Origin of the sequence: Streptomyces sp. WAC05374 (assembly GCF_004353505.1) — a bacterium.
Taxonomy (GTDB): domain Bacteria; phylum Actinomycetota; class Actinomycetes; order Streptomycetales; family Streptomycetaceae; genus Streptomyces.
Genome location: NZ_SMNQ01000012.1, coordinates 81,748 through 107,081, shown reverse-complemented (window position 1 = coordinate 107,081; position 25,334 = coordinate 81,748). Strand labels below are relative to the sequence as shown.

18 protein-coding genes are annotated in these 25,334 nt (G+C 74.9%); 14 read left to right on the top strand and 4 right to left on the bottom strand.

Going from position 1 to position 25,334, the window contains the following annotated elements:
• Positions 1 to 7: 7 nt before the first annotated feature.
• The 7 genes from E2B92_RS22170 to E2B92_RS22145 all read left to right on the top strand — a co-directional run bounded on the left by E2B92_RS22170 (position 8) and on the right by E2B92_RS22145 (position 6,427).
• Complete coding sequence (locus E2B92_RS22170) at positions 8 to 781, top strand: phosphodiesterase (RefSeq protein WP_185923795.1); 774 nt, start codon at positions 8 to 10, stop codon at positions 779 to 781.
• Positions 782 to 809: 28 nt separating this feature from the next.
• Positions 810 to 980 carry a hypothetical protein gene (locus E2B92_RS33025; protein ID WP_185923794.1) on the top strand — a complete coding sequence of 57 codons (171 nt, stop codon included), beginning with the start codon at positions 810 to 812 and terminating at the stop codon, positions 978 to 980.
• A 207-nt stretch (positions 981 to 1,187) separates the two neighbouring features.
• On the top strand, positions 1,188 to 1,667 hold the full coding sequence (locus E2B92_RS22165) for a DUF5709 domain-containing protein (protein WP_126889553.1): 480 nt from the start codon (positions 1,188 to 1,190) through the stop codon (positions 1,665 to 1,667).
• 74 nt (positions 1,668 to 1,741) lie between these two features.
• Positions 1,742 to 2,311, top strand: coding sequence for a (2Fe-2S)-binding protein (locus tag E2B92_RS22160; protein WP_126889554.1), 570 nt, complete (start codon positions 1,742 to 1,744; stop codon positions 2,309 to 2,311).
• The gene (locus tag E2B92_RS22155) at positions 2,308 to 3,300 is read left to right on the top strand and encodes an FAD binding domain-containing protein (RefSeq protein WP_133087661.1); all 993 of its coding nucleotides are present in this window, start codon (positions 2,308 to 2,310) and stop codon (positions 3,298 to 3,300) included. Before E2B92_RS22160 ends, E2B92_RS22155 begins: the two co-directional genes overlap by 4 nt.
• A 20-nt stretch (positions 3,301 to 3,320) precedes the next feature.
• Positions 3,321 to 5,474 (top strand): xanthine dehydrogenase family protein molybdopterin-binding subunit, encoded by a 2,154-nt coding sequence (locus E2B92_RS22150; protein ID WP_133087660.1) that lies wholly within the window; start codon positions 3,321 to 3,323, stop codon positions 5,472 to 5,474.
• Positions 5,475 to 5,491: 17 nt separating this feature from the next.
• On the top strand, positions 5,492 to 6,427 hold the full coding sequence (locus tag E2B92_RS22145; protein ID WP_126889389.1) for a glutaminase: 936 nt from the start codon (positions 5,492 to 5,494) through the stop codon (positions 6,425 to 6,427).
• A gap of 25 nt (positions 6,428 to 6,452) precedes the next feature.
• Here E2B92_RS22145 and E2B92_RS22140 read toward each other — a convergent pair whose 3' ends face one another.
• Positions 6,453 to 8,195 carry an IclR family transcriptional regulator domain-containing protein gene (locus E2B92_RS22140; RefSeq protein WP_133087659.1) on the bottom strand — a complete coding sequence of 581 codons (1,743 nt, stop codon included), beginning with the start codon at positions 8,193 to 8,195 and terminating at the stop codon, positions 6,453 to 6,455.
• Positions 8,196 to 8,327: 132 nt separating this feature from the next.
• Here E2B92_RS22140 and E2B92_RS22135 point away from each other — a divergent pair, with 132 nt between their 5' ends.
• Complete coding sequence (locus E2B92_RS22135; RefSeq protein WP_133087658.1) at positions 8,328 to 9,218, top strand: FAD-dependent monooxygenase; 891 nt, start codon at positions 8,328 to 8,330, stop codon at positions 9,216 to 9,218.
• 232 nt (positions 9,219 to 9,450) lie between these two features.
• Positions 9,451 to 11,193, top strand: a complete 1,743-nt coding sequence (ctaD, locus tag E2B92_RS22130; RefSeq protein WP_126889486.1) for an aa3-type cytochrome oxidase subunit I — start codon at positions 9,451 to 9,453, stop codon at positions 11,191 to 11,193.
• Positions 11,194 to 11,200: 7 nt separating this feature from the next.
• Here ctaD and E2B92_RS22125 read toward each other — a convergent pair whose 3' ends face one another.
• Positions 11,201 to 11,851, bottom strand: coding sequence for a phosphoribosyltransferase (locus tag E2B92_RS22125; protein WP_126889485.1), 651 nt, complete (start codon positions 11,849 to 11,851; stop codon positions 11,201 to 11,203).
• Positions 11,852 to 12,143: 292 nt separating this feature from the next.
• Here E2B92_RS22125 and E2B92_RS22120 point away from each other — a divergent pair, with 292 nt between their 5' ends.
• From E2B92_RS22120 to E2B92_RS22110, 3 genes are all read left to right on the top strand, one after another.
• On the top strand, positions 12,144 to 15,074 hold the full coding sequence (locus E2B92_RS22120) for an NACHT domain-containing protein (RefSeq protein WP_126887209.1): 2,931 nt from the start codon (positions 12,144 to 12,146) through the stop codon (positions 15,072 to 15,074).
• Between the two features lie 67 nt (positions 15,075 to 15,141).
• Positions 15,142 to 16,308 carry a polysaccharide pyruvyl transferase family protein gene (locus tag E2B92_RS22115; RefSeq protein WP_133087657.1) on the top strand — a complete coding sequence of 389 codons (1,167 nt, stop codon included), beginning with the start codon at positions 15,142 to 15,144 and terminating at the stop codon, positions 16,306 to 16,308.
• Between the two features lie 28 nt (positions 16,309 to 16,336).
• On the top strand, positions 16,337 to 17,746 hold the full coding sequence (locus tag E2B92_RS22110; RefSeq protein WP_443070297.1) for an FAD-dependent oxidoreductase: 1,410 nt from the start codon (positions 16,337 to 16,339) through the stop codon (positions 17,744 to 17,746).
• A 21-nt stretch (positions 17,747 to 17,767) separates the two neighbouring features.
• Here the strand turns inward: E2B92_RS22110 and helR are convergent, their stop codons facing one another.
• On the bottom strand, positions 17,768 to 19,966 hold the full coding sequence (gene helR / locus E2B92_RS22105; RefSeq protein ID WP_235023920.1) for an RNA polymerase recycling motor ATPase HelR: 2,199 nt from the start codon (positions 19,964 to 19,966) through the stop codon (positions 17,768 to 17,770).
• Positions 19,967 to 20,108: 142 nt separating this feature from the next.
• The gene (locus E2B92_RS22100; RefSeq protein ID WP_126887207.1) at positions 20,109 to 21,395 is read right to left on the bottom strand and encodes an NAD(P)H-dependent oxidoreductase; all 1,287 of its coding nucleotides are present in this window, start codon (positions 21,393 to 21,395) and stop codon (positions 20,109 to 20,111) included.
• A 425-nt stretch (positions 21,396 to 21,820) separates the two neighbouring features.
• Between E2B92_RS22100 and E2B92_RS33835 the strand changes: the two genes are divergently transcribed.
• Positions 21,821 to 23,581 carry an ABC transporter ATP-binding protein gene (locus E2B92_RS33835; protein WP_126887206.1) on the top strand — a complete coding sequence of 587 codons (1,761 nt, stop codon included), beginning with the start codon at positions 21,821 to 21,823 and terminating at the stop codon, positions 23,579 to 23,581.
• Complete coding sequence (locus tag E2B92_RS22090; protein WP_126887205.1) at positions 23,578 to 25,320, top strand: ABC transporter ATP-binding protein; 1,743 nt, start codon at positions 23,578 to 23,580, stop codon at positions 25,318 to 25,320. Before E2B92_RS33835 ends, E2B92_RS22090 begins: the two co-directional genes overlap by 4 nt.
• The last annotated feature ends 14 nt before the right edge of the window (positions 25,321 to 25,334 follow it).

The following is a 25,334-nucleotide window of genomic DNA, read 5'->3' as shown; positions in this document are numbered from 1 at the left end:
AGCCGGCGTGGCGATCGAGAAGCGGGTCTTCGGCATGGCGCGCCGCATCGCCCGGCGGCGCTCCGCACCGGCGTTCCACCCGTGGGGCCTGACCTGTGCGGGCGTGCTGGACGTGCCCGGGACCGCCGGCGGGGCCGCCCCGTGGGGCGTGCCGTTCCTGGACGGCGCGGGCCGGTACGAGGTGACCGTGCGGTGGTCGCGGGCGGCCGGGCTGCCGGCGCGGTGGCCGGACGCACTGGGGCTCGCCCTCCGGGTCGAGGACGCGGGCGGGACCGGCGCTCCGCTGGACCTGCTGCTGACCTCCAGCGGCTCGGGCCCGGTGGGCCGCCATGTGCCGCGCCCCCGGCGCGACGCCCTGGCCGGGCCGTACTCCACCCTGCTGGCCTACCGGGTGGGTGACCGGGAACGGGTGATCGCCGCGTTTCCGGTGCGCGGCGCGCAACGGCGCCGGGTGCGCGGCGACCTGGCCTCGCTGCGCCGGGCGCTGGACGACGCCCCCGTCCGCGTCGAGCTGTGCGCGGCCGGCCCGGGCGAGCCCTGGCGGGGCCTCGCGACCCTCGTCGTCGGGACGCCACGGCCGTATCCGGCGGGCACGACGCCGACGTACGACCCGTACCTGCACGGCCTCCCCGGCCTGCGGCCCACGGACCGGCTGCACGGCCTGCGGGCCGCGGCGTACAGCGGCTCGCGGCACGGCCGGCAAGCGGTGGGGTGGATTCCGCATGTTCCGGCGGGCCGTGGGCAGGTGCCGGGGCGCCGGGACCGCCCCGGTGCCCCGTAGCCGCCCGCGCCCGGAGGAGAAACCGCACGTGTTCCCGCGCCACAGCCCGCCCGGTTCGCCGATATACGACCAGCTCGTCGAGGAGCACGGAGACGTGCTCGGCGAGGCGAGACGCCTCGCCGACCTCACCCACCGCGAAGCCGAACGCCTCCTCGCCTGGGACGTCTCCGCCCTCGGCACCAGCGACGACCACCCCTGACCCTCCCGGCCGCCCCGCCCCATTCCCCGGCCGGCCGCCCGGGGGCGCCCCCCCGCCCCGCGACGGCCGGCCGCCCCAGGGCTGCCCCCACCCCCCCCGGCGGGTGTCCGGAGTGCCGGGATGTGTGACCTGTTCCAGGCTGGATACGCGATCAGTCGTACGAGCCGAAGGCGCCGAGCCGCAGGAGCAGCAGACGGGAGCCACGCCATGGGAACCGAAGAAGCGATGGGCGACAACGTCTACCAGCCGGATGACGCCGAGGGCCGGGAGGACGACGGCATCCTCGACCCCGAGGACACCCTCTCGGACCGGGAGGCGGACCCCTACGACGAAGGCTGGTCCCCGCCCGAGCGGCCGCTCGCCGTCAACCACGTCGGCACCACCGCCCGGGAGCAGCGCGAGGGCGAGACGCTCGACCAGCGGCTCTCCGAGGAGGTGCCCGACCCGGCCCTCCAGGAGCCGGACGACTCCAACGGCATCGGCGACCTGCCCGGCGGCGACGGCGAGCCCATCGACGACCAGGTCGGCCGCGAGCGCTCCGGCCGACTCGTCGCCCCGGACGAGGGCGTGCGCACCGACGACGAGAAGGACGTGGTGGCCCGGGACGTCGGCATCGCCGGAGCGGCGGCGTCCGCCGAGGAGGCCGCGATGCACACCGTGCCCGACGAGGCCGACGAGGCACGCTGATGAGCTCCGCGCACACACCGGTCCCGAGCCCCATCCCGGACCCCACGCCGACGCCCGACCCGGCCCCGGAGCCGATGCCCGACCCGGGCCCCCTGCCGGACCCGCCCCAGTCCCCGGACCCGGACGCCACCCGGTCCCGCGTCACCCTCCAGGTGAACGGCGAGCCCCGGGACCTCACTGTGGACCACCGCGCCACGCTGCTCGACGTCCTGCGTGAGCGCCTCGGGCTGACCGGGGCCAAGAAGGGGTGCGACCACGGGCAGTGCGGGGCGTGCACCGTGCTGGTCGACGGGCGGCGCGCCAACAGTTGCCTGCTCCTCGCTGTCGCCCAGGACGGGGCCGAGGTCATCACCGTGGAGGGCCTCGCCGCGGGCGGCGAGCTGCACCCGGTGCAGCAGGCCTTCCTCGACCGGGACGCCTTCCAGTGCGGCTACTGCACACCCGGCCAGCTCTGCTCGGCGGTCGGGGTGTTCGCGGAGGCCGCCGCAGGGCACCCCTCCCACGTCACCGACCCCGGCCGCCCGTCCGGCCAGGGCCCCGTGGAACTCGACGCCGAGGAGATCCGCGAGCGGCTGAGCGGCAACCTGTGCCGGTGCGGGGCGTATCCCAACATCGTCGCCGCCGTTCAGGACGTGACCCGGTGAAGCCCTACGCCTACGTACGCGCCAGGAGCGTCGAGGAGGCCACCGCCGCGCACGCGGCCCGCCCCGGCGCCCGCTACCTCGCCGGCGGCACCAACCTCGTCGACCTGATGAAGCACGGGGTCGAGGCGCCCGACACGCTCGTCGACGTCAGCCGCCTGCCGCTCGACACCGTCGAGGAGCTGCCCGACGGGTCCCTGCGCGTCGGCGCGACCGTGCGCAACAGCGACCTGGCCGCCCACCCCCTCGTGCGCGACCGCCACCCGGTCCTGTCGCAGGCGCTGCTCGCCGGGGCGTCCGGCCAGCTCCGCAACATCGCCACCACCGGCGGCAACCTGCTCCAGCGCACCCGCTGCCCCTACTTCCAGGACACCGCCAAGCCGTGCAACAAGCGTGAGCCCGGCACCGGCTGCGGCGCCCGTGACGGCATCCACCGCGACCACGCCGTCCTCGGCCACTCCCCGCACTGCATCGCCACCCACCCCTCCGACATGGCCGTCGCGCTCGCGGCCCTCGACGCCACGGTGGAGCTGCACGGCCCGCAGGGGCAGCGGTCCGTGCCCGCGGCCGAGTTCCACCGGCTGCCCGGCGACCACCCGGAGCGGGACACCGTCATCCGGCCCGGCGAGCTGATCACCGCGGTCGTCCTGCCCGCCACCACGGCCGGGCTCCCGTCCGCGTACCGCAAGGCCCGCGACCGGGCCTCGTACGCCTTCGCGCTGGCCTCCGTCGCGGCCGTGCTGGACCTGGCCGAGGACGGCACCGTACGCCACGTGGGCCTCGCCTTCGGCGGGCTCGCCCACCGCCCGTGGCGCGCCCGGCTCGCCGAGACCGCGCTGCTGGGCGCCGCGCCCACCGAACGCGCCGTCGCCCACGCGGTGGACGCCGAGCTGGGAATGGCGCAACCGCTGCGGGACAACGCCTACAAGGTGCCGCTCGCCCACAACCTGGCCCGCCGGGTCCTCGCCGAGCTGGCCGCCGCCCGCCCCTGAACCCGAACCGGAGCCCAGCGATGCACCCCACCCGGACCACCCGGACCCGGGCCCGAGTCCCCGCCGCGCCCCCTACCCCCCTCGGCACCGCCGCCGAGCGCCTGGAGGGCCGCGACAAGGTCACCGGTGCCGCCCGCTACGCCACCGAGCACGCCCACAACCCGCCCGACTGCGCCTACGCCTGGCCCATCCCCGCCACCATCGCCCGTGGCCGTGTCACCTCCGTCGACACCGCGGCCGCCCTCGCCCTGCCCGGCACCCTTGCCGTCCTGACCCCTGACACGGCACCCCGCCTCGGCGAGACCGAGGACCCGACGCTCGCCGTGCTCCAGGACGCCACCGTGCCGCACCGCGGCTGGTACGTCGCCCTCGCCGTGGCCGAGACCCTGGAGGCCGCCCGGGCCGCGGCGGCGGCCGTCCGCGTCACGTACGCCGCCGAACCGCACGACGTCACCCTCACCGAGGACCACCCGGACGCCTACCGCCCCGACGAGGCCAACGGCGGCGTCCCCGCCCTCCGGGAGCGCGGCGACGCCCCGGCGGCCTTCGCCGCCGCGCCCGTCCGGGTGGACGTCACCTACCGCGTCCCGCCGCTGCACAACCATCCGATGGAGCCGCACGCCGCCTACGCCCGCTGGGACGGCGAGGGCGACGGCGCCCACCTGACGGTGTACGACTCGAGCCAGGGCGCGAACCCCGTCCGCAGCGTGCTGGCCGTGCTCTTCGGCCTCCCCAAGGACCGGGTCACGGTCGTCTCCGAGCACGTGGGCGGCGGCTTCGGCTCCAAGGGCACGCCCCGCCCCCACGTCGTGCTGGCCGCGATGGCCGCCCGCCACACAGGCCGCCCCGTGAAGCTCGCCCTCCCGCGCGGTCACCTCGCGGCCGTCGTCGGCCACCGCGCGCCGACCATCCAGCGCGTCCGGCTCGGCGCCGAACGCGACGGCACCCTCGTCAGCCTCAGTCACGAGGTCACCACCCACACCTCCCGCATCAAGGAGTTCGTCGAGCAGGGCGCGCTGCCCGCACGCGTCATGTACGCCTCCCCGCACAGCCGCACCGACCACCGCGTCGTCCCCCTCGACGTCCCGAGCCCCTCCTGGATGCGCGCCCCCGGCGAGGCGCCCGGCATGTACGCGCTGGAGTCGGCCATGGACGAACTCGCCGGCGCCCTCGGCGTCGACCCCGTCGAGCTGCGCGTCCGCAACGAGCCCGCCACCGAGCCGGACAGCGGCCTGCCGTTCAGCAGCCGCAACCTCGTCGCCTGCCTGCGAGAAGGGGCCCGCCGCTTCGGCTGGTCCGACCGCGACCCGCGTCCCGGCGTCCGCCGCGAGGGCACCTGGCTCACCGGCACCGGGGTCGCCGCCGCCACCTACCCGGTGCTCGTCTCACCCTCCACCGCCACGGCCACCGCCCGGCACGACGGCGGCTACGACGTACTCGTCAACGCCACCGACATCGGCACCGGCGCCCGTACCGTGCTCGCCCAGATCGCCGCCGACGCCCTCGGCGTCCCCCTCGGCTCCGTGACCATCGGCATCGGCAGCACCCGCCTGCCGTACGCCCCGCTCGCCGGCGGCTCGTCCGGCACCGCCTCCTGGGGCTGGGCCGTGCACCGGGCGTGTACGAGCCTGGCCGAGCGGCTGGCCCGCCACACGGGCCCGCTGCCCGCCGAGGGCCTGTCCGCCTCCGCCGACACCACCGAGGAGGCCCGGCGTACGCCGCCGTTCGCCCGGCACGCCTTCGGCGCCCACTTCGCCGAGGTCCAGGTCGACACCGGCACGGGGGAGGTGCGGGTGCGACGGCTCCTCGGCGTGTACGCCGCCGGGCGCATCCTCAACCCGCGCACGGCCCGCTCACAGCTCATCGGCGGCATGACCATGGGGCTGGGCATGGCGCTGACCGAGCACAGCACCATGGACCCGGCGTTCGGGGACTTCGCCGAGCGGGACCTCGCCTCGTACCACGTACCGAGCCACGCCGACGTCCCGGACATCGACGCCCACTGGGTCGAGGAGCACGACGACCACCTCAACCCGATGGGCAGCAAGGGCATCGGCGAGATCGGCATCGTCGGCACCCCGGCCGCCATCGGCAACGCCCTGCACCACGCCACCGGCGTCCGCTTCCGGGAGTTGCCGCTCACCCCCGACCGGGTACTGCCGGCCCTGGCCTAGCCCGTAATGTGGAGGCCGTGTCACCCTCCACGCAGCCCGTCACGGACTTCCGGCCCGTCCTGGAGCGCATCGCCGCCGACATCGCCGCCACCCCCGGCCGCGGCCGCCCCGCCGACTACATCCCGCTGCTCGCCGAGGCCGACCCCGACCGCTTCGGGATGGCCGTCGCCGAGCTGGACGGCACGGTGTACGGGGTGGGGGACTGGCGGCAGCCCTTCTCGGCCCAGTCGATCACCAAGGTCTTCACCCTCGCCCTCGTGCTCGCCGCGGACGGGGAGACGCTCTGGGAGGGCGTCGGACGCGAACCGTCCGGCAACCCGTTCAACTCGCTGGTGCAGCTCGAGTACGAGAACGGCATCCCGCGCAATCCGTTCATCAACGCGGGCGCCCTCGTCGTCACCGACCGCCTTCAGAGCCTGACCGGCGACGCCTCCGGCAGCCTCCTGGACTTCCTGCGCGCCGAGAGCGGCAATCCCGCCCTCGACTTCGACGAGAAGGTCGCCGCCTCCGAGACCGCCCACGGCGACCGCAACGCCGCCCTCGCCCACTTCATGGCGTCGTACGGCAACATCACCAACCCGGTGCCGGACCTGCTCGACCAGTACTTCCGCCAGTGCTCGGTCGAGGCGTCCTGCGCCGACCTGGCCCTGGCCGCCGGGTTCCTGGCCCGGCACGGCATACGGGCCGACGGCTCCACCCTCCTCACCCGCAGCCAGGCCAAGCAGATCAACGCCGTCATGCTGACCTGCGGCACCTATGACGCGGCCGGTGACTTCGCCTACCGCGTCGGCCTGCCCGGCAAGAGCGGCGTGGGCGGCGGCATCATCGCCGTCGTACCCGGCCGCTGCACCCTGTGCGTGTGGAGCCCGGGCCTGGACCGGCGCGGCAACTCGGTGGCGGGCGTCGCGGCGCTGGACCGCTTCACGACCCTCACCGGCCTGTCCGTCTTCTGACCCGGCGTCCGGCCGGCCCCCCGGCTCACACCGTCGCGATCCGGGCGAAGCGGCCCGCCACGTGCAGGTCGGCCTCGATGCGGTCCGCCGTCGCGCGCAGCTCCGGCAGCAGCTCGTCCACGCACTGCGCGGTGGTGCGCCGCACGCTGTGCATGGCCACGTTGACGGCGGCGACGGCCCGCCCGGCGCGGTCGCGCACCGGCACGGCGACGGACCGCAGGCCCTCCTCCAGCTCCTCGTCGACCAGGGCGTAACCGCTCGCGGCGACGGTTTCCAGGATTCCGGCCAGCTCCTCCGGATCGGTGACGGTGTGCGGGGTCAGGGGCCGCGGCCGGGTGCGGGCGAGGCCCGCGGCCCGCTCGTCCGGCGCCTGCTCCGCCAGCAGCACCCGGCCCATGGAGGTCGCGTACGCCGGGAAGCGCGTCCCTACGGTGATGTCGACGCTCATGATCCGGCCGGTCGCCACCCGGGCCGTGTACCGGATGTCGTCCCCGTCCAGCACGGCGAGCGACGCCGAGTCGTGCACGCGGGTGGCGAGCGCGGCCAGGTGGGGCGCCGCGATGGCGGGCAGGGTGGTGCGGGACAGCGGGGGATACCCGAGGCCCAGCACGCGCGGGGCCGGCCGGAACGTCCGCTCGTGCGCGGTGACGTACCCCAGGTGCTCCAGGGTGATCAGGGCCCGGCGGGCGGTCGCGCGGGCCAGGCCGGTCGCCTCGGCGACCGCGCTGAGCGTCAGGGCTTCCCGCCCCTCGCCGAACGCGGTCAGCACGGTCAGCCCGCGGGCCAGCGACTCGACGAAGTCCCGGCCCAGTTCCTGCTTGGACGCCCCGGTCCAGGCGGCGAGCCCGGCGGGCGCGGGTGCCGGGGCGGGCGGCGGGGCCTCGCGCCAGGCGCGCTCCATCTCCCGCACGGCCGCGCGCAGCGGGGGCAGCGCCGCCTCCCGCAGCGACGCGGCCCCGTGCCGGCTGGTGTGGCTCACCACGCTCACGGCGCACACCACCCGCCCGTCGGGCGCGCGCACCGGTACGGCGAGGGCGACCAGGCCCGGCTCGATGCGCTGGTCGTCCACCGCCCAGCCCCGCCGGCGCGCCCCGGCCGCCCGCCGCTCGAAGTCGTCCTCGCCGGCCCGTGCGCCGGTGCCGCGCCGCTCGCGCCACCGCGCCCACTCCTGGTCGGTCCAGTCGGCGGCAAACAGGTCCCCCGGCGCGGTGCGTTCGGCGGGCAGCGGGTCGCCGATGCGGAAGCTGAGCGACATGGCGCGGCGCCGGGTCGCCTGGTGGACGAGACGGATGCCGTCCCGGTCGGGGACCGCGAGGGAGACCGACTCGTCCAGTTCGTCGGCGAGGGCGTCGGCGCGGGCGCCGAGCAGGCCGGGCAGGCGGATCGCGGCCAGGTAGGCGTTGCCCAGCTCCATCAGGCGCGGGGCGAGAGCGGCGTCGCGCCCGTCGAGACGGACGTACCCCATCCGCGCGAGGGTGGCGGTGACCCGGTCGACGGTGGCGCGGGGGAGCCCGGTGGCGCGTTCCAGCGCGCTGGCGCTCAGTACGCCGTCGGCCTCGGTCAGCGCGCGCAGGACGGCGATGCCCCGCATCAGCGGCGCGACGGCCTCCGGCGGCGCGACAGCTTCCGGCGGGGCGACGGTCCGGGGCGGGGCGACGGTCTCCGGCCGGGTGACGGTCCCGGGCGGCGGGTCGGCCTCGGACGGGGCGGCGGTCTGCGGCCGGGTCACAGCCTCGCGCGGCGGGTCGGCGGGGGTGGGGGGAGGCATCGGCCCTCCGGCATCGGTCGTCACGGGCGGAACGGGGGCGTTGACAGCGCCGGGGGCGGCACGCGGACTCGGCGCCACCTGGATGACGTGAAGTTTACTTCGCCTGGCGAACAGGAGCTTCCATGCGCACCCGTGGGCATCGTCGGGGGCGGCCCGGCCGGGCTGCTGCTCGCCCGGCTGCTCCACCGCGCGGGCATCGGCAGCGTCGTCCTGGAGAGCCGCGACCGCGCCTACGCCGAGCGGCGGCAGCGGGCGGGCATCCTGGAGCAGGCCACCGCCGACGTCCTGCGAGAGGCGGGCGCCGGGGCGCGCCTCGACCGCGAGGGCATGGTCCACGACGGCATCGAACCGCGCTTCGACGGGCGCGCCCACCGCGTGGACTTCCCCTCCCGCACCGACGGGCGGCGGGTGGTGGTCTACGCCCGGACGGAGGTCGTCAAGGACCTCATCGCCCTGCAACTCGCGGACGGCGGACCGCTGTTGTTCGGCGCCGAGGCCCGCGCCGTCGAGGGCGCCGACAGTGCGCGGCCCCTCGTCCGCTACACCCACGAGGGCCGGGAGCGGACCCTCGCCCGCGACTACGTCGTCGGCTGCGACGGCTTCCACGGCATCGCGCGCGGGGCCGTCCCGGAGGCGCTGCGGACGACGTACGAGCGGACCTGCCCGTACTCGTGGCTGGGCATCCTCGCCGAAGCGCCGCCCGTGTACGACGAGTTGATCCACGCCCACTCACCGCGCGGCTTCGCCCTCGCCAGCATGCGCTCGCCCACGGTGAGCCGCCTCTACCTCCAGGTTCCCCACGGCACCGACGCCGCCGACTGGCCCGACGGGCGGATCTGGGACGAGCTGCACGCCCGGTTCGCCCTGCGCGCTCGAGCGACGACCCTCCACACCGAACCGGACCAGTCGCCGTTCGAGACCCGCCCCCGGCTCGCGCGGCTCGACCGGATCGCCTCCGGCGGGCACGCCGCCGCCGAACTGGCCGCCGACTGCACGGGCTTGCCCTTCACCACCATCGGGTGACGCCCGCGGCCGCTCGGGAGACGCGCGGTACGACCATCATGGCGGCGCCCCCGGCGGGCGGCCGTCCCCCGGGGGGCAGCGCGCCGGGCGCTGCCCAATACGAGTGACGTATCCAGCGCCGTACGGGCCCAAAGCGCCCGGTGTCCGCGCCGTACGCATACGTTTCGGAGGGCGGTAAGGGGGGTCCTTTGCCGCGCGTCCTGCCCGTGCGTGTGCGTTGACGAGGATTCGTATGGTGACATCGACGGAGCCGGTCGCTCCGGTGCCGGTGGCGGGACGCGGTCTCGGCCGTGTCGTGGTGAGCTGGCTGACCACGACGGACCACAAGAAGATCGGTCACCTCTATCTGGTCACGTCGTTCGCCTTCTTCCTCTTCGCCGGCGCGCTCGCCCTGCTGATGCGCGCGGAACTCGCCCGGCCCGGATTGCAGTTGATCTCAAACGAGCAGTACAACCAGGCGTTCACGCTGCACGGCACCGTGATGCTGCTGCTGTTCGCCACGCCCACCTTCGCCGGATTCGCCAATGCGGTCATGCCGTTGCAGATCGGCTCGCCGGACGTCGCGTTCCCGCGGCTGAACATGTTCTCGTACTGGCTCTTCCTCTTCGGCGGCCTCATCGTCATCGGCAGCGTGCTGACGCCCAACGGCAGCGCCGATTTCGGCTGGACCGCCTATGCGCCGCTCAACCGGCTGGAACGCACCCCGAGCATCGGCGCCGACCTGTGGATCATGGGGCTCGCGCTCTCCGGTTTCGGGACGATCCTCGGCGCGGTCAACTTCATCACCACCATCATCGGGATGCGCGCACCCGGCATGACGATGTTCCGCATGCCCATCTTCACCTGGAACATCCTGCTGACCTCGGTCCTCGTGCTGCTGGCCTTCCCGGTCCTCGCCGCCGCCCTCCTGTGCCTGGAGTCCGACCGCCGGTTCGGCTCCCACATCTTCGACGCCTCCAACGGGGGAGCGCTGCTGTGGCAGCACCTGTTCTGGTTCTTCGGGCATCCCGAGGTGTACATCCTGGCGCTGCCCTTCTTCGGCGTGGTGACCGAGATCCTCCCCGTGTTCTCCCGCAAACCGCTCTTCGGTTACATCGGGCTGATCGGCGCCACCATCGCCATCACCGGACTCTCCGTGGTCGTCTGGGCCCACCACATGTTCGCCACCGGCGCGGTGCTCCTGCCCTTCTTCTCCTTCATGAGCTTCCTCATCGCCGTACCGACGGGCGTCAAGTTCTTCAACTGGATCGGTACGCTGTGGAAGGGGGCCATCACCTTCGAGACCCCGATGCTCTGGGCCCTGGGATTCCTCGTCACCTTCCTCTTCGGCGGCCTGACCGGCGTCATCCTCGCGTCGCCGCCCATGGATCTCCACGTCACCGACTCGTATTTCGTCATCGCCCACTTCCACTACGTCCTCTTCGGCACGATCGTCTTCGCGATGTTCGCCGGATTCCATTTCTGGTGGCCCAAGATGACCGGCAGGATGCTCGACGAACGCCTCGGGAAAATCCACTTCTGGACCCTGCTCGCCGGCTTCCACCTGACCTTCCTCGTCCAGCACTGGCTCGGCGCGGAGGGAATGCCGCGCCGGTACGCCGACTACCTCGCCGCCGACGGGTTCACCGCGCTGAACACCCTGTCGTCGCTGGGGTCCTTCCTGCTCGGCCTGTCGACCCTGCCGTTCCTCTACAACGTCTGGAAGACCGCCAGGTACGGCGAGCGCGTCACCATGGACGACCCCTGGGGCTACGGCCGCTCCCTGGAATGGGCCACCTCCTGCCCGCCGCCCCGCCACAACTTCACGGCGCTGCCGCGCATCCGCTCCGAGTCGCCCGCCTTCGACCTCCACCACCCGGGGGTCGCCGGCCTGGAGAAGGCGCACACCGGCGGCCGCCGCGACGTCGTCGAACCCGGCCGGGGCATCGTCTCCCCGCCGGGCGGGCCCGACGAGCGCGGCGAGGGCCACACCTGACAGTGCGTCAGCCGCCGTGTGCGGCGCTCAGGGTCCGGATCACCTCGTCGTCGGTGAGCTGGTCGAAGTCGTCGTACCACTGACCCACCGCCTCGAAGTACGGCGGCTGGTACACGTACACGATCTCGTCCGCCTCACCGCTCAGCGCCGTCACCGCCTGGCGGGAACAGACCGGCACGGCCAGCAGCAGCCGGGCCGGCCCGGCGGCCCGTACGGCACGCAGCGCCGCCCGCGCGGTGACACCGGTGGCCAGCCCGTCGTCGACCACCACCGCGGTGCGTCCGCGCAGCTCCGGCGCCGGCCTGCCGCCCCGGTAGAGCCGCTCCCGGCGGCGCACCTCCTCGCGCTCGGCGTCGACCCGGACGCTCAGCCGCTCGGGCGTCAGGCCGAGCACCGCGAGCGCCCGGTCGTCGAAGATCGGCGGCTGGTCCCCGACCAGGGCACCGATGCCGACCTCCGGGTTGTACGGCGCGCCGATCTTGCGGACGACCACCACGTCCAGGGGCGCGTGCAGCGCCCCGGCCAGCTCGTCGCCCACGGGCACGCCCCCACGCGGCAGCGCCAGGACGACGGGGTCGTCCAGCCGCCCCTGCCGCTGCCGCTCGACGAGCAGACCGGCCAGCCGGCGACCGGCCTCCCTGCGGTCCTGGAAACGCATCGTGCTGCCTCGCTTCCGTCGCGTCGGAGCGGGCCGACCCTGCCTCGTGCCCTGCCCCGGCCACGGGTACCCCGCCCCCGGACGTTGTCCCGCCTCCCCGCCCGACCGCCCGCGCGGTCCGGAGCCCGCCCCCGGCCACGCGTCCCCCCCAGCCGGGCCCGCCAGGTAACCGGCGCCGGCGGGGCATGCTCCCGCGACGCCCCCGTGCGCCCCCCGTGGCCTCGGTACGCCCGCGCCCGGGCCCTCGTTCACCTCACACGGACGGGGCCACGGAGAACGGGGGCACGGGCACATGTGGGCGCCACTGCGGGAGACACGCGTACAACGGCGCATCGGGTTCTGCGCGGTCGCCGCCTCCCTGGTCGCACTGGCCGCCGCACTGTCCCGCCGGGGCGGCGGCGCCGACACGACCTCGATGTGGATCTCCGCCGTCTCCGCGTTCGTCTCCCTCTGCGCCTTCACGGCCGACCTGCTGCGCGACACCGCCCCCGCCCCCTCCGGCGCCGCCCGGCGGCGGCAGGCGGCCGACGACCTCGCCGAGGCCGTGCACACCCAGTGGTCGGACGAGGCCCGGCTGCGCCGGCTCCAGGACCCCGAGCCGCTGAACGTCACCTGGACCCGCGCCGGCCCGCCGCTCGCCGACCGCCGCCCCCTCCGGCGCGGCCCGGCGCTGCCCGAGCCCCGCGACGGCGACCAGCGGCTCGACCGGATCGTCGAGACCTTCCGGGCGGTGCCCTCCGGCCGGCTCGTCGTGCTGGGCGAGCCGGGAGCCGGGAAGACCATCCTGGCCGTCCAGTTCGTCCTCGGGACGCTCGCCGCCCGGCGGCCCGGCGGCCCGGTGCCGATCCTGTTCCCCCTGGCGGGCTGGGACCCCCGGCACGTCCCGCTGCGCCAGTGGCTCGCCGAGCGCCTGGCCGCCGACTACCGGCCTCTGGCCGCCGTCCGGGGCGAGCGGACACTCGCCCGTGAACTGCTGGACGCCGGGCTGGTCCTGCCCGTCCTCGACGGCTTCGACGAGCTCCCCGCGGCCACGCACGGCACGGCCCTGCGCCGCCTCAACGGCGAACTGGACGACCGGCTGCCCGTCCTGCTCACCTGCCGCACCACCGACTGGGCCCGCGCCACGAGCGGCGGCGACGTGCTGACCGCCGCCGACGTCGTCCGGCTGCGGCCACTGGACCTCCCCACCGCCCGCGACCACCTGGTGAGCACCGCCCGCGCCCACCCCGACGGCGGCACCGTCTGGACCCGGCCCCTCGCCGCCCCCACCGCACCCCTGGCCGAGGTCCTCGGCTCACCGCTGATGGTGTCCCTCGCGCGCACGGTGTACGCCGACGGCTCCCGCGACCCGTCCGAACTCCTGAACCGCAGGAACTTCCCCACGGCGGAACGCATCGAGGAGCACCTGCTCGACGCCTTCGTGCCGGCTGCCTTCGCCGACGCGGACAGCACCTGGCGCCCGGGCGCCGCCCACCAGTGGCTGTGCCACCTCGCCCGCGACCTCGCCCCCCGCCGCCCCGGAACGTCCACCGCCTGGCGGCTGGCCTGGTGGGAACTCCCCGCCACCATGCCGGCCGCGCTGCGCGTCATCGGCCCCGCCCTCCTCGCACTCGCCGCCACCGCCGCGCTCCTGGTGCCCCTGGCCGTGTACGGGCGCGGCGTGGTCGGCAACTGGGACCACCCGCTGTCGGCCGTCGTCAACCTCGCAGGACTGCTGACCGGCCTGTGCTTCGGGCTCGCCCGCCTGCTGCCCGCCACCGCCACGAGCCCCCAGGGACCACGGCGGCTCGCGCGCATGGCGCTGCGGATGACGGCCGCCGCCGCGGTCGTCGCGGTGGCCCTCGGCGTACTCGTCCCACCGCTGGTCAGCTCCCGGCTCGGCGCCGTGATCACCCCCCGGGCCACCTGGTACCTCAACGGCTGCTGCTTCGGGCTGATCCTGTCGATGATGTTCGCGGTCGCCGGCCTGCCCCGCCGCCCCCTGCCGCTGGCCCTCCCCTGGGCGGGCAGCCCCAGCGGCCCGCGGGCCCTGCGCGCGCTCGGTGCGCTGGTCGTCTTCACCGGACTCGCCGTCCACGGCTACGCCGGCGCCGCGGTCCCGGCCGGAACCTGCGTCGTCGCCGGGCTGCTGCTGGTCGCGGCCTCGCTGCGGCGCGGCGAACGGGCGGCCGCGCCCTGCACCGGACCGGCCGACGTCCTGCGCGGCTTCCGCCGGGGGCTGGTGCGCGGGTTCGTCGCCTGCACCCTCATCGGCGTCACCGGCTCGGCCGTCGTCGGCGGTGTCACCGGGGCCTTCGCCGCGTACGAGATCCACTCCGCCCGCCCGGCGGCGACCGGGGAGGTGATCGAGGGCTGGCGGCTCGAGCGGACGCCCGACGGCGCCCGGTCGGTCCGCTCCACGCGACCCCGGCAGGTCGTCCTGGCGGAGCGCACGGCGCTGGCCCGCCCCTTCGCCGTGATGGAGGGCGCCCGGATCTGGGCGGACGGGGAGCTGGGCACGTACACGGGGGAGGTGCGCGTCCACCGGGCGGACGGCGGGTGGGCGATGGACTGGCGGGGCGGGCCGGAGCGGTGGCGCGGCAAGCCCGTCGACGCCCACAACGTGGTGGTCGCCCTGCCCGAGCCGGTCAGGCTCTGGCTCGTGCACCGCCCCGCCGGGGCCGTCATCCGGGACGCGGTCGTCCCCCTCGTCGCCTTCGGCGCGCTCATCGGCGCCATCGGCGGCTCGGCCGCGGGCGTCTACCGCGCGCTGAACACCCCCTCCGACACGATCCGCGCCGCCGGCCCGCGGAGCGTCCTGCGCACCGACCGCGCCGCCACCCTCGTACGCGGCGCCCTCGCCGCCCTCCTCGCCGGCGCCGTCTGCCTGGTCGTCATCCCGCTGACGGGCCGGGGCAGCGCCCTGGGCACCATGCACACCGAGCTGTGGGTACCGGTCGGCACCTCCGCGCTCGCGCTCAGCGCCTGGGGGCGCCTGGGCGCCGCCAGGATCTGGCTGGCCGTGACGGGACGGGCGCCGTGGCGGCTGATGCGGTTCCTCGCCGACGCGCACCGCCGCGGGGTGCTGCGCCAGTCGGGCGCGCACTACGAGTTCCGCCACCTCCGGCTCCACCAGCGCCTCGCCGGACACCCGGCCACCACCGGCACGCCCGGCCCGCCGGACCCCGTCCGGGAGGCGGAGGCCGGGAGCGCCGGCACCGGGACGGCACGTCGAGATGCGTAAATCTCGCCATGGGGTGAACTGGTACAGGAAGGTGCGAACGCGGCGGAACGGGTGAGGCTGGCCGACCATGGATGACCGAAACAGTGTGTCCGTAGGCGTGCTGGGCTCCTACGGGGGCCGGAACCTGGGCGACGAGGCGATCCTCACCGCCTTGCTGGACCGCCTCCGCGCCGACCGGCCGGACGTCCGCATCGTGGTCTTCTCCCGCGACCCCGCGTACAGCCGCGCCGCCCACCCGGACGTCGAGGTGGTCGGCTGGGAAGGCGTGTGCAGGGAGCGGATCTCCGAGCACCTGCGCCGGCTGAGCGTCCTCGTCCTCGGCGGCGGCGGCATCCTCTACGACACCGAGGCACGCCGCTACCTGCGGCTCGTCCGCACCGCCCAGGACCTCGGCGTGCCGGTCTTCACCTACGCCCTCGGCGCGGGCCCCCTCACCGACGAGACCGACTGCGCCTGGGTCCGGGCGACCCTCTCGGACGCCGCCGAGGTGACCGTACGCGACGAGGAGTCCAAGCTCGTCCTGGAGGAGGCCGGACTGACCCGGCCCATCACGGTCACCGCCGACCCGGCGCTGCTGCTGACGCCCGGGGAAGGCGGCGACGAGCTGCTGCGGGCCCAGGCCGTACCGCGTGACATGCGGCTGGTCGGGATGAGCGTGCGGGAGCCCGGCCGGGCGGCCGAGCACCTCGACGAGGAGGGCTACCACCAGCTCCTCGCCAACGTGGGCGACTTCCTCGTCCACCGGCTCGACGCCCATGTCGTGTTCCTCCCGATGGAACGCGACGACATGCGGCACGCCCACGCGGTGGTGTCCCGGATGGCCGACGCCGACCGCTGCACGGTCCTGCACGGCACCTACCGCCCCCAGCAGATGCTCGACATCGTCCGGCGGCTCGACCTCGCCATCGGCATGAGGCTGCACTTCCTGATCTTCGCCGCCCTCGCCGGCATCCCGCTGCTGCCGCTGCCCTACGCGGGCAAGGTCTTCGACTTCGCCCAGCAGATCGGCGCGCCGGCCCTGCGCGGCGTGGTCCGGGAGACCGCGGGCCTGCTCCTGGCGGAGGTGGACCGCCTGTGGGACGAGCGGCCGGACCGGGTGGCGCACATGACCACCCGTACGGCCGAGATGCGGCTGCGGGCCACCGGGACCGCCGACCGGCTCCTCGCCTACCTGGACCGCACCGCCCCCCGCCCCCTCGTGCTCGCCGCCGCACCGACCCCCGCGGCCGGCTGACCCCGGCCACCGCCTCCCGGGAGGAAACGTGACCCACCTGATGCCGCCGCGGGTGCCGCGGACGGTGGAGCTGCCCCCGCGCCAGGCCCTGCACGCGGGCACCACCCAGGTGCTCGTGATCGGCGGCGGGCCCGCGGGCATCGGCGCGGCCCTCGGCGCGGCGAACGCGGGCGCCCAGGTCACCCTCGTGGAGCGGTACGGATTCCTCGGCGGCAACGCCACCGCCGCCCTGGTGATGCCGCTGATGAGCTTCCACAACGAGATGAAGCAGGCCGTCCCCGGCGACTCCGGGCGCCTGCTGCCGCCCGACCACGGCGAGGGGGAACCCGTCGTCGGGGGAGTGCTGTGGATGCTGCTCGACCACCTGGTGCGCGCCGGAGCGGCGATCCGCCCCTCGGTCGAGACCGGCTACACGGTTCCCTTCGACGCGGAGCTGTTCAAGCTCGTGGTGTACGAGCTGCTGGAGACGCACGAGGTGCGTACGCTGCTGCACGCCTTCGCCTCCGGTGTCGTCAGCCTGCCCGACCGCGCCCGGGCGGTGTTCGAGACCAAGTCGGGGCCGCTCGTCATGGACGCGGACGTGATCGTGGACTGCACCGGGGACGGCGACATCGCGGCGGCGGCCGGCGCCCCGTACGAGATCGGCCGGCCGGAGGACGGCTGGACGCAGCCCATGACGCTGATGTTCCGCATGGTCCGCTTCGACCACGACGAGTTCGCCGCCTACGCCCGTACCCACCCCGACCAGTGGAAGGGCGTCCACGGGCTGTGGGACCTGGTGCGCGCCGCCACCGACGCCGGTGAACTGGACCTGCCGCGCGAGGACATCCTCTTCTTCGCCACCCCGAACGACGGCGAGGTCGCGGTCAACTCCACCCGTGTCACCGAGGTGCTCGGCACCAGCGTGTGGGACCTCACCCGCGCCGAGTTCGCCGCCCACCGCCAGATGGCCCAGATCGCCCGCTTCCTGCGCGGCCGCGTGCCCGGTTTCTCCGACGCGTACGTCGTCCAGAGCGGCGTCCAGGTCGGCGTCCGCGAGACGCGCAGGATCACCGGCGAGTACCGGCTGACCGGCGAGGACGTGCTGACGGCCCGCAAGTTCGACGACGCCGTCGCCCGCGGCGCCTACCCGGTGGACATCCACAACCCCAGCGGCCGCGGCACCACGCTCAAACGCCTCCCGCGCGGCCAGTCCTACGACATCCCGCTGCGCTGTCTCTTCCCCCGTGACACGGAACGGGTCCTGGTCGCCGGCCGCTGCATCTCCGGCGACCACGTGGCCCACTCCTCCTACCGCGTCATGCCGATCTCCATGGCGACCGGCCAGGCGGCCGGCGTCTGCGCGGCCCTCGCGGTGTCCCAGGGCAAGCGCCCCCGGGACGTCCCCGTCGGCGCGGTCCAGGACGAACTGCGCGCCCAGGGCGCCAGCCTGCCCTGACCCGCCCGCCGCGCGGGCCGCTCACCGCGCGTCCGTGAGGACGACCAGCTCCCGCGTCGCCCTGGTCATCGCCACATAGCGGTCGACCGCTCCGGCGACACCCGTGCCGAACCGCTCGGGGGAGACGAGGACCACCAGGTCGAACTCGAGGCCCTTCGCCAGCTCCGGGGTCAGCGACCGGACGCGCGCGGTCTCCCGGAACGAGGGGTCGCCGATGACACAGGCGGTCCCGTCGTCGTGCGCGGCGAGCCAGGCGTCGAGGACAGCGTCCCGGTCCGCGACGCGGCCGTGAACGACGGGGATGCCGCTGCCGCGCACCGAGACCGGCACATTGGCGTCCGGCAGACCGGCCCGGACGGCCGGCTCGGCCTCCGCCATGACTTCCCGCGGTGTCCGGTAGTTGACGCTCAGGGACGCCACCTCGACACGGTCGAACCCGACCCGGCCGAGCCGTTCCCGCCACGACTCCGTGAACCCGTTCCTCGCCTGGGCGCGGTCACCGACGACGGTGAAGCTGCGCGACGGGCACCGCAGCAGCAGCATCTGCCATTCGGCGTCGGTCAGTTCCTGCGCCTCGTCCACGACGACGTGCGCGAACGGGCCGGCGAGCAGGTCCGGGCCGGCGGTGGGCAGTTCGGACTCGTCGACCAGGCTGACCCGCGCGTCCTGGCCGCGCAGCATCGTCACCAGGCCCTCGCCGTCGTCGCCGTCGGCGCCCGAGACCGACGCGGCCTCGATCAGGTTGTCGACGACCTGCGCCATGCGCTCGCGCTGGGCGGCGAGGACCGCCTCCTGGCGGCGCCGGCGCCGTGACGCCTCCGGGTCGCCGAGCCGGTGCCGGGCCGCGTCCAGCAGCGGCAGGTCGGACACCGTCCACGCCCGGGCGTCGGCGCGTCGCAGCGTACGCACCTCGTCCGGGGTGAGCCAGGGGGCGCACATCCGCAGGTAGGCGGGCACCGACCACAGGTCCCCGACGAGATCGGCCGCCTCCAGCAGCGGCCACGCCCGGTCGAGGGCGCCGACCAGCTCCCCGTCGTGCGCCAGCGCCCTGCGCACCAGGTCGGGCGGGGCGTCGCCGCCGAGCCTGTCCGTCACGATCGCGACCAGTTCCTCCCAGACGTCGTCGCGCGCCTCGTTGTGCGGGGTCCCCGGCGCCGGGGCGTCGAACGCCTCGGCCCAGTCGCCGGCGGTGAGCCGGACGTCGCCCCAGTCGGTGGTGACCGTCATGCCCCCGGTGGGCGGCTCCTCGTAGAACCGGACGGCCGTCTCGATCGCCCGCACCATCCGCGCGGACGCCTTCAGGCGGGCCACCTCCGGATCGGCCTCGGCCACCGCGCCGGCCCCCTCGGCGACCAGGTCACGCACGGTGTACGTCCGCACGCCCTCCTCGCCGAGGCTGGGCAGGACGTCGGAGACGTACGCGAGGTAGGGCTGGTGCGGGCCGACGAACAGGACGCCGCCCCGGCGGTGACCCAGGCGCGGATCGGCGTACAGCAGGTAGGCGGAGCGGTGCAGCGCGACCACCGTCTTGCCGGTGCCCGGACCGCCGTCGACCACGAGGGCGCCCCGGGAGCCCGCCCGGATGATGGCGTCCTGGTCCGCCTGGATGGTGGCGAGGACGTCCCGCATCCGGGGCGAGCGGCCGGCGCCCAGATCGGCGATGAAGGCCGACTGGTCGTCGAGCGCCGCGTGCCCCTCCAGCCCGTCGGCGGTGAACACCTCGTCCCAGTAGTCGCTGATCCGGCCACGCGTCCAGCGGTACCGGCGGCGGCTCGCCAGACCCATCGGGCGGGCGTGGGTCGCCGCGAAGAACGGCTCGGCCGCCGGGGAGCGCCAGTCGAGCAGCAGCCGGCGCCCCTCGCTGTCGGTGAGGCCGAGCCGTCCGATGTACACCGGCTCCCCGTCGTCCGCGCCGACGACGCGTCCGAGGCACAGGTCCAGGCCGAACCGGCGCAGGGCGCGCAGGCGGCCGGTCAGCCGGTGGATCTCCGCGTCCCGCTCCATCGCCTCCCGTCCGGAGCCGCCGGGAGCCCTGCGCTCCGCGTCGAGACGGTCCGACAGTTCGGCGATCGCCTCCTCGAGGCTCTCCGCGATGGCCGCGAAGTGCCGCTCGTCAGCGGCGATCAGCGCCGGATCGGCCTTGGCCGCGAGGCGCTCCGGGAGCGCGAACACCGGCGCGGTGCCACCGCGCGACTCATGGACGGACAACTCCGCACGCACGTCGTGATTCCCTCATTTCCGCAGGTTCCTGGCTCGGGCCAGCGATTCTGCGGCACCACGGGGGCCTTGCCGCAAGCCCCCCGGTGAGCTATACGTTGTAAGTGGCGAGGAGTGGGTGCACCTCCTTCTCCCCTCGGTGGGGTCAGACGGCGAACAGCTTGTCCTGCTCCGCGCGGAGCGTGTCGACGAGCCGCCCCGGCGGGAGGATCACGTCCCCGTAGCCGATCACGGTGTCCTTCGCGACGGCCCGGCGCAGCACGCAGCCCTCGGAGATGCCCATCGGCAGCAGGTCGTCCGCCCGTGTCACGGCGTGCGACTCGGCCACCCCGTAGGTGTCGTAGCCGCCGATCCCGTCCAGCACCGTGCCCGCCGGCAGGTCCCGCTTGGCGGTGGCCACCACGTCGACCCGGGGGCCCGCGGGCGGGGTCAGGGCCGCGTCGCCGAAGTCCACGGCGCGGACCACGGTGTGCGGCACCTCGAAGTGGCACAGGTGGTACGGCGTGTAGAAGGCGTACAGCGGACCGCGGCCCAGCTTGTACAGCTCCAGGTAGCTGCGCTGCACGGGGTCGTCGTGGGTCCCGAGCACGTACACGCCGGGGGCGGGCTTGGTGCCCACCACGTAGTCCACGATGCCGCCGTGGGCGCGCAGTTCGTCGACGTCGTACATCTGGGTCAGCTCGTCGACGTGGCCGGTGTGGTCGCGTCCGTACATGCCGCGCCGGGGCACGGTGAAGCCGAAGGCGTTGGCCACGATCGCCTGCTCGAAGGAGACCTTCGTCCCGTCGGTGAAGCTGGTGATCATGTGGACGTTCTGGCCCCACCGGTCGGCGAACGGCTGCTGGGTGGTGGGGGTGCGGTACTCGTCCTGGAAGCCCTTGATGTTGCCGGCCACCAGCGGGGTCACGCCCAGACTGCGCACGAAGCGGAGCAGGTTGGCCTGGACCGCCGGCTGGTCGCCGTCCGCCCCGGTGAGCACCACCCCGGCCGAGCGGGCGCGGTGCGCGAGCAGCGGCCCCACGGTGCAGTCGAGCTCGGCGTTCATCGTCACCACCGGCAGGCCCCGCTCGATGGCGGCGATGGTGATCCGCGCGCCGAAGTCCACCGCGCCGGTGACGTCCACCAGGCAGTCGATGCCCTCCGCGGCGATCAGCGCGAACGCGTCCTCGGTGACCACCGGCCGCCCCCCGGCCACCGCGGCCGAGATCGCGTCCGCCGTGTCGGCCCGGGCGGGTGCCAGCCCCGCCTCCTTGTAGGCGCGCTCGGCGTTCGCCGGATTGCGGTTGGAGATCGCCGCGACCCGCATGCCGGGCACCGAGGCGGAGATGTGCCGTACCAGGCCGCGCCCCATGTAACCGGCGCCCACCATGCCGACCCTGATCGGCCGGCCCTCTTCCGCGCGGCGGCGCAGCGCGGTGTCGACGATGATCATCGGCTGTCCGCCGGAGCCTCGGCCGGCCGGGGCCGGCGGGCGGAGCACGGGGTGCCCGCGCGGGAAGGGCGTGAACCGCCCGAGTGCAGAAGGCGTACGCCGCCGGAGCGGAGGGGGCGTGAGGAGCGGGCGGGTGACCCGCGGTCGTCATCCGGTTGCTTCCGCTCGATGAGCGCCGCACCCGTCGGCGGAGTGGCGTGGACCAGCATGGCGAATCTCCGATGCCTGTCGATGCGTCAGGGAATTGCGAGGCTAGGTCGGTGGCACGAAGCTGGGCAACAGCCGCCGGAGCGCGTCACACCGAAAGCCGCGGGGGGCTCTGGTGTCCGGCCTTTCGACTGCTTACCGTACGCAGTCGAACAGCGAACAAGGCGCCGCAGCAATAGAGTTGACGGTCCGTCGGGCGCGCTCGATATCGTCGCGCAATGCGTCCGCTCCCCGTCGCAGACCCAGGTCACCCCGACATCCGATCGGCCTCGCGCTATTTGATGTGGCTCGCCGGCCGTATCGCCGGGCCACTGAGCGCGGCGGCCTTCCTCGGCCTGCTCTGGCTGGGCTCGCAGGCACTGATGCCGGTCGTCGTCCGCGAGGCCATCGACGAGGGACTCGTCCCCGGCGACATGCGCGCCGTGCTGCTCTGGTCCGCCGTGCTCCTCGGCCTCGGCGTGGTGCAGGCGGTGTCCGGGATGGTCCGGCGCCGGCTGAGCATGCACAACGCGCTGGCCGCGGGCTTCCGCACGGTGCAGCTCGTGGTCGGCCACGCGGGCCGGCTCGGCGCGGACCTCGAACGCCGCGTCGACGACGGCGAACTCGTCAGCGTCGGCACCTCCGACATGACGACCATCGGCAACGCCTTCGACGTCGTCGGCCGGGCCTTCGGCGCCGTCGTCTCGACGCTGCTGGTGGCCGTGGTGCTGCTGGAGCAGTCGCCCTCCCTCGCCCTGCTCCTGATCGTCGCCCTGCCCGCGATCATTCTCACCATGGGCTACACCCTGCGCCCGCTGCACCGCAGGCAGAGCGCCTACCGGGACCTCCAGGGCGAACTGACCTCCCGGCTCACCGATGTGGTCACCGGCCTCAAGGTCCTGCGCGGCGTCGGCGGCGAGACCTCCTTCGCCCGCTCCTACCGCGAGCGCTCCCAGCGGGTGCGCGCCGCCGGCTCCCGGGTCGCGGGCGCCGAGGCCCTGATCCGTGCCGCCCAGGTGCTGCTGCCCGGCCTGCTGGTCGGCACCGTCACCTGGATCGGCGCCCGCGCCGCGCTGACCGGCGCGGTCACGCCCGGCGAGCTCGTCGCCTTCTACGCCTACGCCGCCTTCCTCGTCGAACCGCTCGCCATCTTCACCGACACCGCCGACCGGTTCGCCCGCGCCCACGTCGCCGCCCGCCGCGCCATCGCCGTGCTCGCCCTGCCGGCCGGCCCCCACGGCGGCACGGACGGCCGCACCCCCGTACCCGCCGGTGCGCACGACCTGGTCGACGAGCGCACCGGACTGGTCGTGACCGCCGGCTCGTTCCTCGTGGTCGTGGCGCCCCCGGCCGAGGGCGTACACCTGGCCGACCGGCTCGGCGGCTACGCCGACGGGCCCGTCCGCTACGCCGGGCTGCCGCTGACCGAGCTGCGCCGCGACGACCTCCACCAACACATCCTGGTGGTCGACAACCGCTCCCGGCTCTTCCGCGGCCCCCTGCGCGACAGCCTCGACCCGCACCGCACCGCCGGCGACGACGAGGTGCGCGCCGCACTGCGGGTGGCCGCCGCGGAGGACATCGTCGAGGCGCTCCCCGACGGCCTGGACACCGAGATCACCGCCGACGGGAGCCGCTTCTCCGGCGGCCAGCGCCAGCGGCTGGTCCTCGCCCGCGCCGTGCTCGCCGACCCGGACGTCCTCGTCGTCGTCGACCCCACCTCCGCCGTCGACGCGCACACCGAGGACCGGATCGGCCGCCGGCTGCGGGCCGCCCGCGAGGGCCGCACCACCGTCCTCGTCAGCTCCAGCCCGCTGCTGCTCGACCACGCCCAGCAGGTCGCCCTCGTCCACGACGGCTCGGTCGCCGCCACCGGCGCACACCGCGACCTGCTCGCCACCAGCGCCCCGTACCGCCGGGTCATCCAGCGCGAGACCGGCGCGGAGCCCACCGGGGACGCGCCCCCCACCAGCCTCGTCACCCGGGAGACCACGGAATGAGCAGGGCAGCACTGCCGGTCGCCGACACGGCCGAGGTACGCCGGCACGCCCGCGCCCTGGCCCGCCGCCACTCCGGCGACCTCGGCGTGCTGCTGGCGCTGCACGGGCTGGCCGCGGCGTGCGGCCTGGTCGCCCCCTGGCTGATCGGCCGGCTCATCGACGAGGTCGTCGGCGGCACCACGGCCGGCACCGTCGACCTGCTCGCGCTCGGCCTGCTGGCCTCACTGGTCGCCCAGGCCGCGCTCACCTACGGTGCGGTGCAACGCTCCTGCCGGTTCGGCGAGAAGATCACCGCCGAAGTGCGCGAGGACTTCGTCGACCGGGTGGTGGACCTGCCCCTGTCCACCGTGGAGGACGCCGAACCCGGCGACCTGATCACCCGCGCCTCACGCGACACCGACGCCCTCACCAACACCGTCCGCTACGCCGCACCCGAGACCCTCATCGCCTCGCTCACCTGCCTGTTCACCTTCGGCGCCCTGCTGCTGACCGGCCCGCTCACCGCGCTGCCCAGCCTTCTCGTCATCCCGCCCCTGTGGATCGGCACCCGCTGGTACCTGCGGCGCTCCGGCACCGCCTACCGCAGGCGCGGGGCCAGTTACGTGGCGCTCGGCGACAGCCTCGCCGAGACGGTGCCCGGGGCCCGCACCGCCGAGGCGTTCGGCCTCCAGCGATGGCGCCGCCGGGCGCTCGACCGCGACCTGGGCACGGCCTACCGGGCCGAGCGGCACACCATGTGGCTGCGCAGCTCCTGGTACCTGCTGGTGGAACTCAGCTACGCCGTCCCCCTGGTCGCCACCCTCGCCATCGGCGGGCTGCTCCACACCCAGGGCCTCGCCTCGCTCGGCCAGGTGGTCGCCGCGACCCTCTACGTACGGCAGCTCATCTTCCCCCTGGACGACGTGCTGAGCTGGATGGACGAGCTCCAGATCGGCTCGGCCTCGCTGGCCCGGGTCCTCGGGGTGAGCAAGCTGCCCGCCGACCGCGAGCCCACCGGCGCCCGGCCCACGGGCCAGGACCTCACCGCCCGCGCGGTCACCTACTCCTACGTGCCCGAACGTCCCGTCCTGCACGGCGTCGACCTGGACCTCGCGCCGGGCGAACGGCTCGCCGTCGTCGGCCCCTCCGGCTCCGGCAAGTCCACCCTCGGCAAGCTGCTCGCCGGCATCTACCACCCCGGCTCCGGCACGGTCCGCCTCGGCGGCGTACCGCTGGTCGACCTCAGCACCCGCGACCTGCGCGGCCGCATCGCCCTGGTCACCCAGGAACACCACATCTTCCGCGGCACCCTGCGGGAGAACCTCACCCTCGCCCGCCCGGCCGCCGACGACACCGAGGTGCGCCGCGCCCTGGACGTGGTCGGCGCGGGCGACTGGGCGGCGGCACTGCCGCACGGCCTGGACACCCCGGTCGGCTCCACCGGGCACGACCTCACCGCCGCACAGGCCCAACAGGTGGCCCTGGCACGGCTGCTGCTCGCCGACCCGCACACCCTGGTGCTCGACGAGGCCACCGCACTGCTCGACCCGGCCACGGCACGGCACACCGAACGCGCCATGGCCGCCGTCCTGAGCGACCGGTCCGTCATCGCCATCGCGCACCGGCTGCACACCGCCGAGGACGCCGACCGGATCGCCGTCGTCGAGAACGGCCGCATCACCGAACTGGGCAGCCACCACGAACTGCTGGCCGCCGGCGGCGCCTACGCCGCACTGTGGCGCGCCTGGCACGGCGAATGAAACAGCAGTGCCCG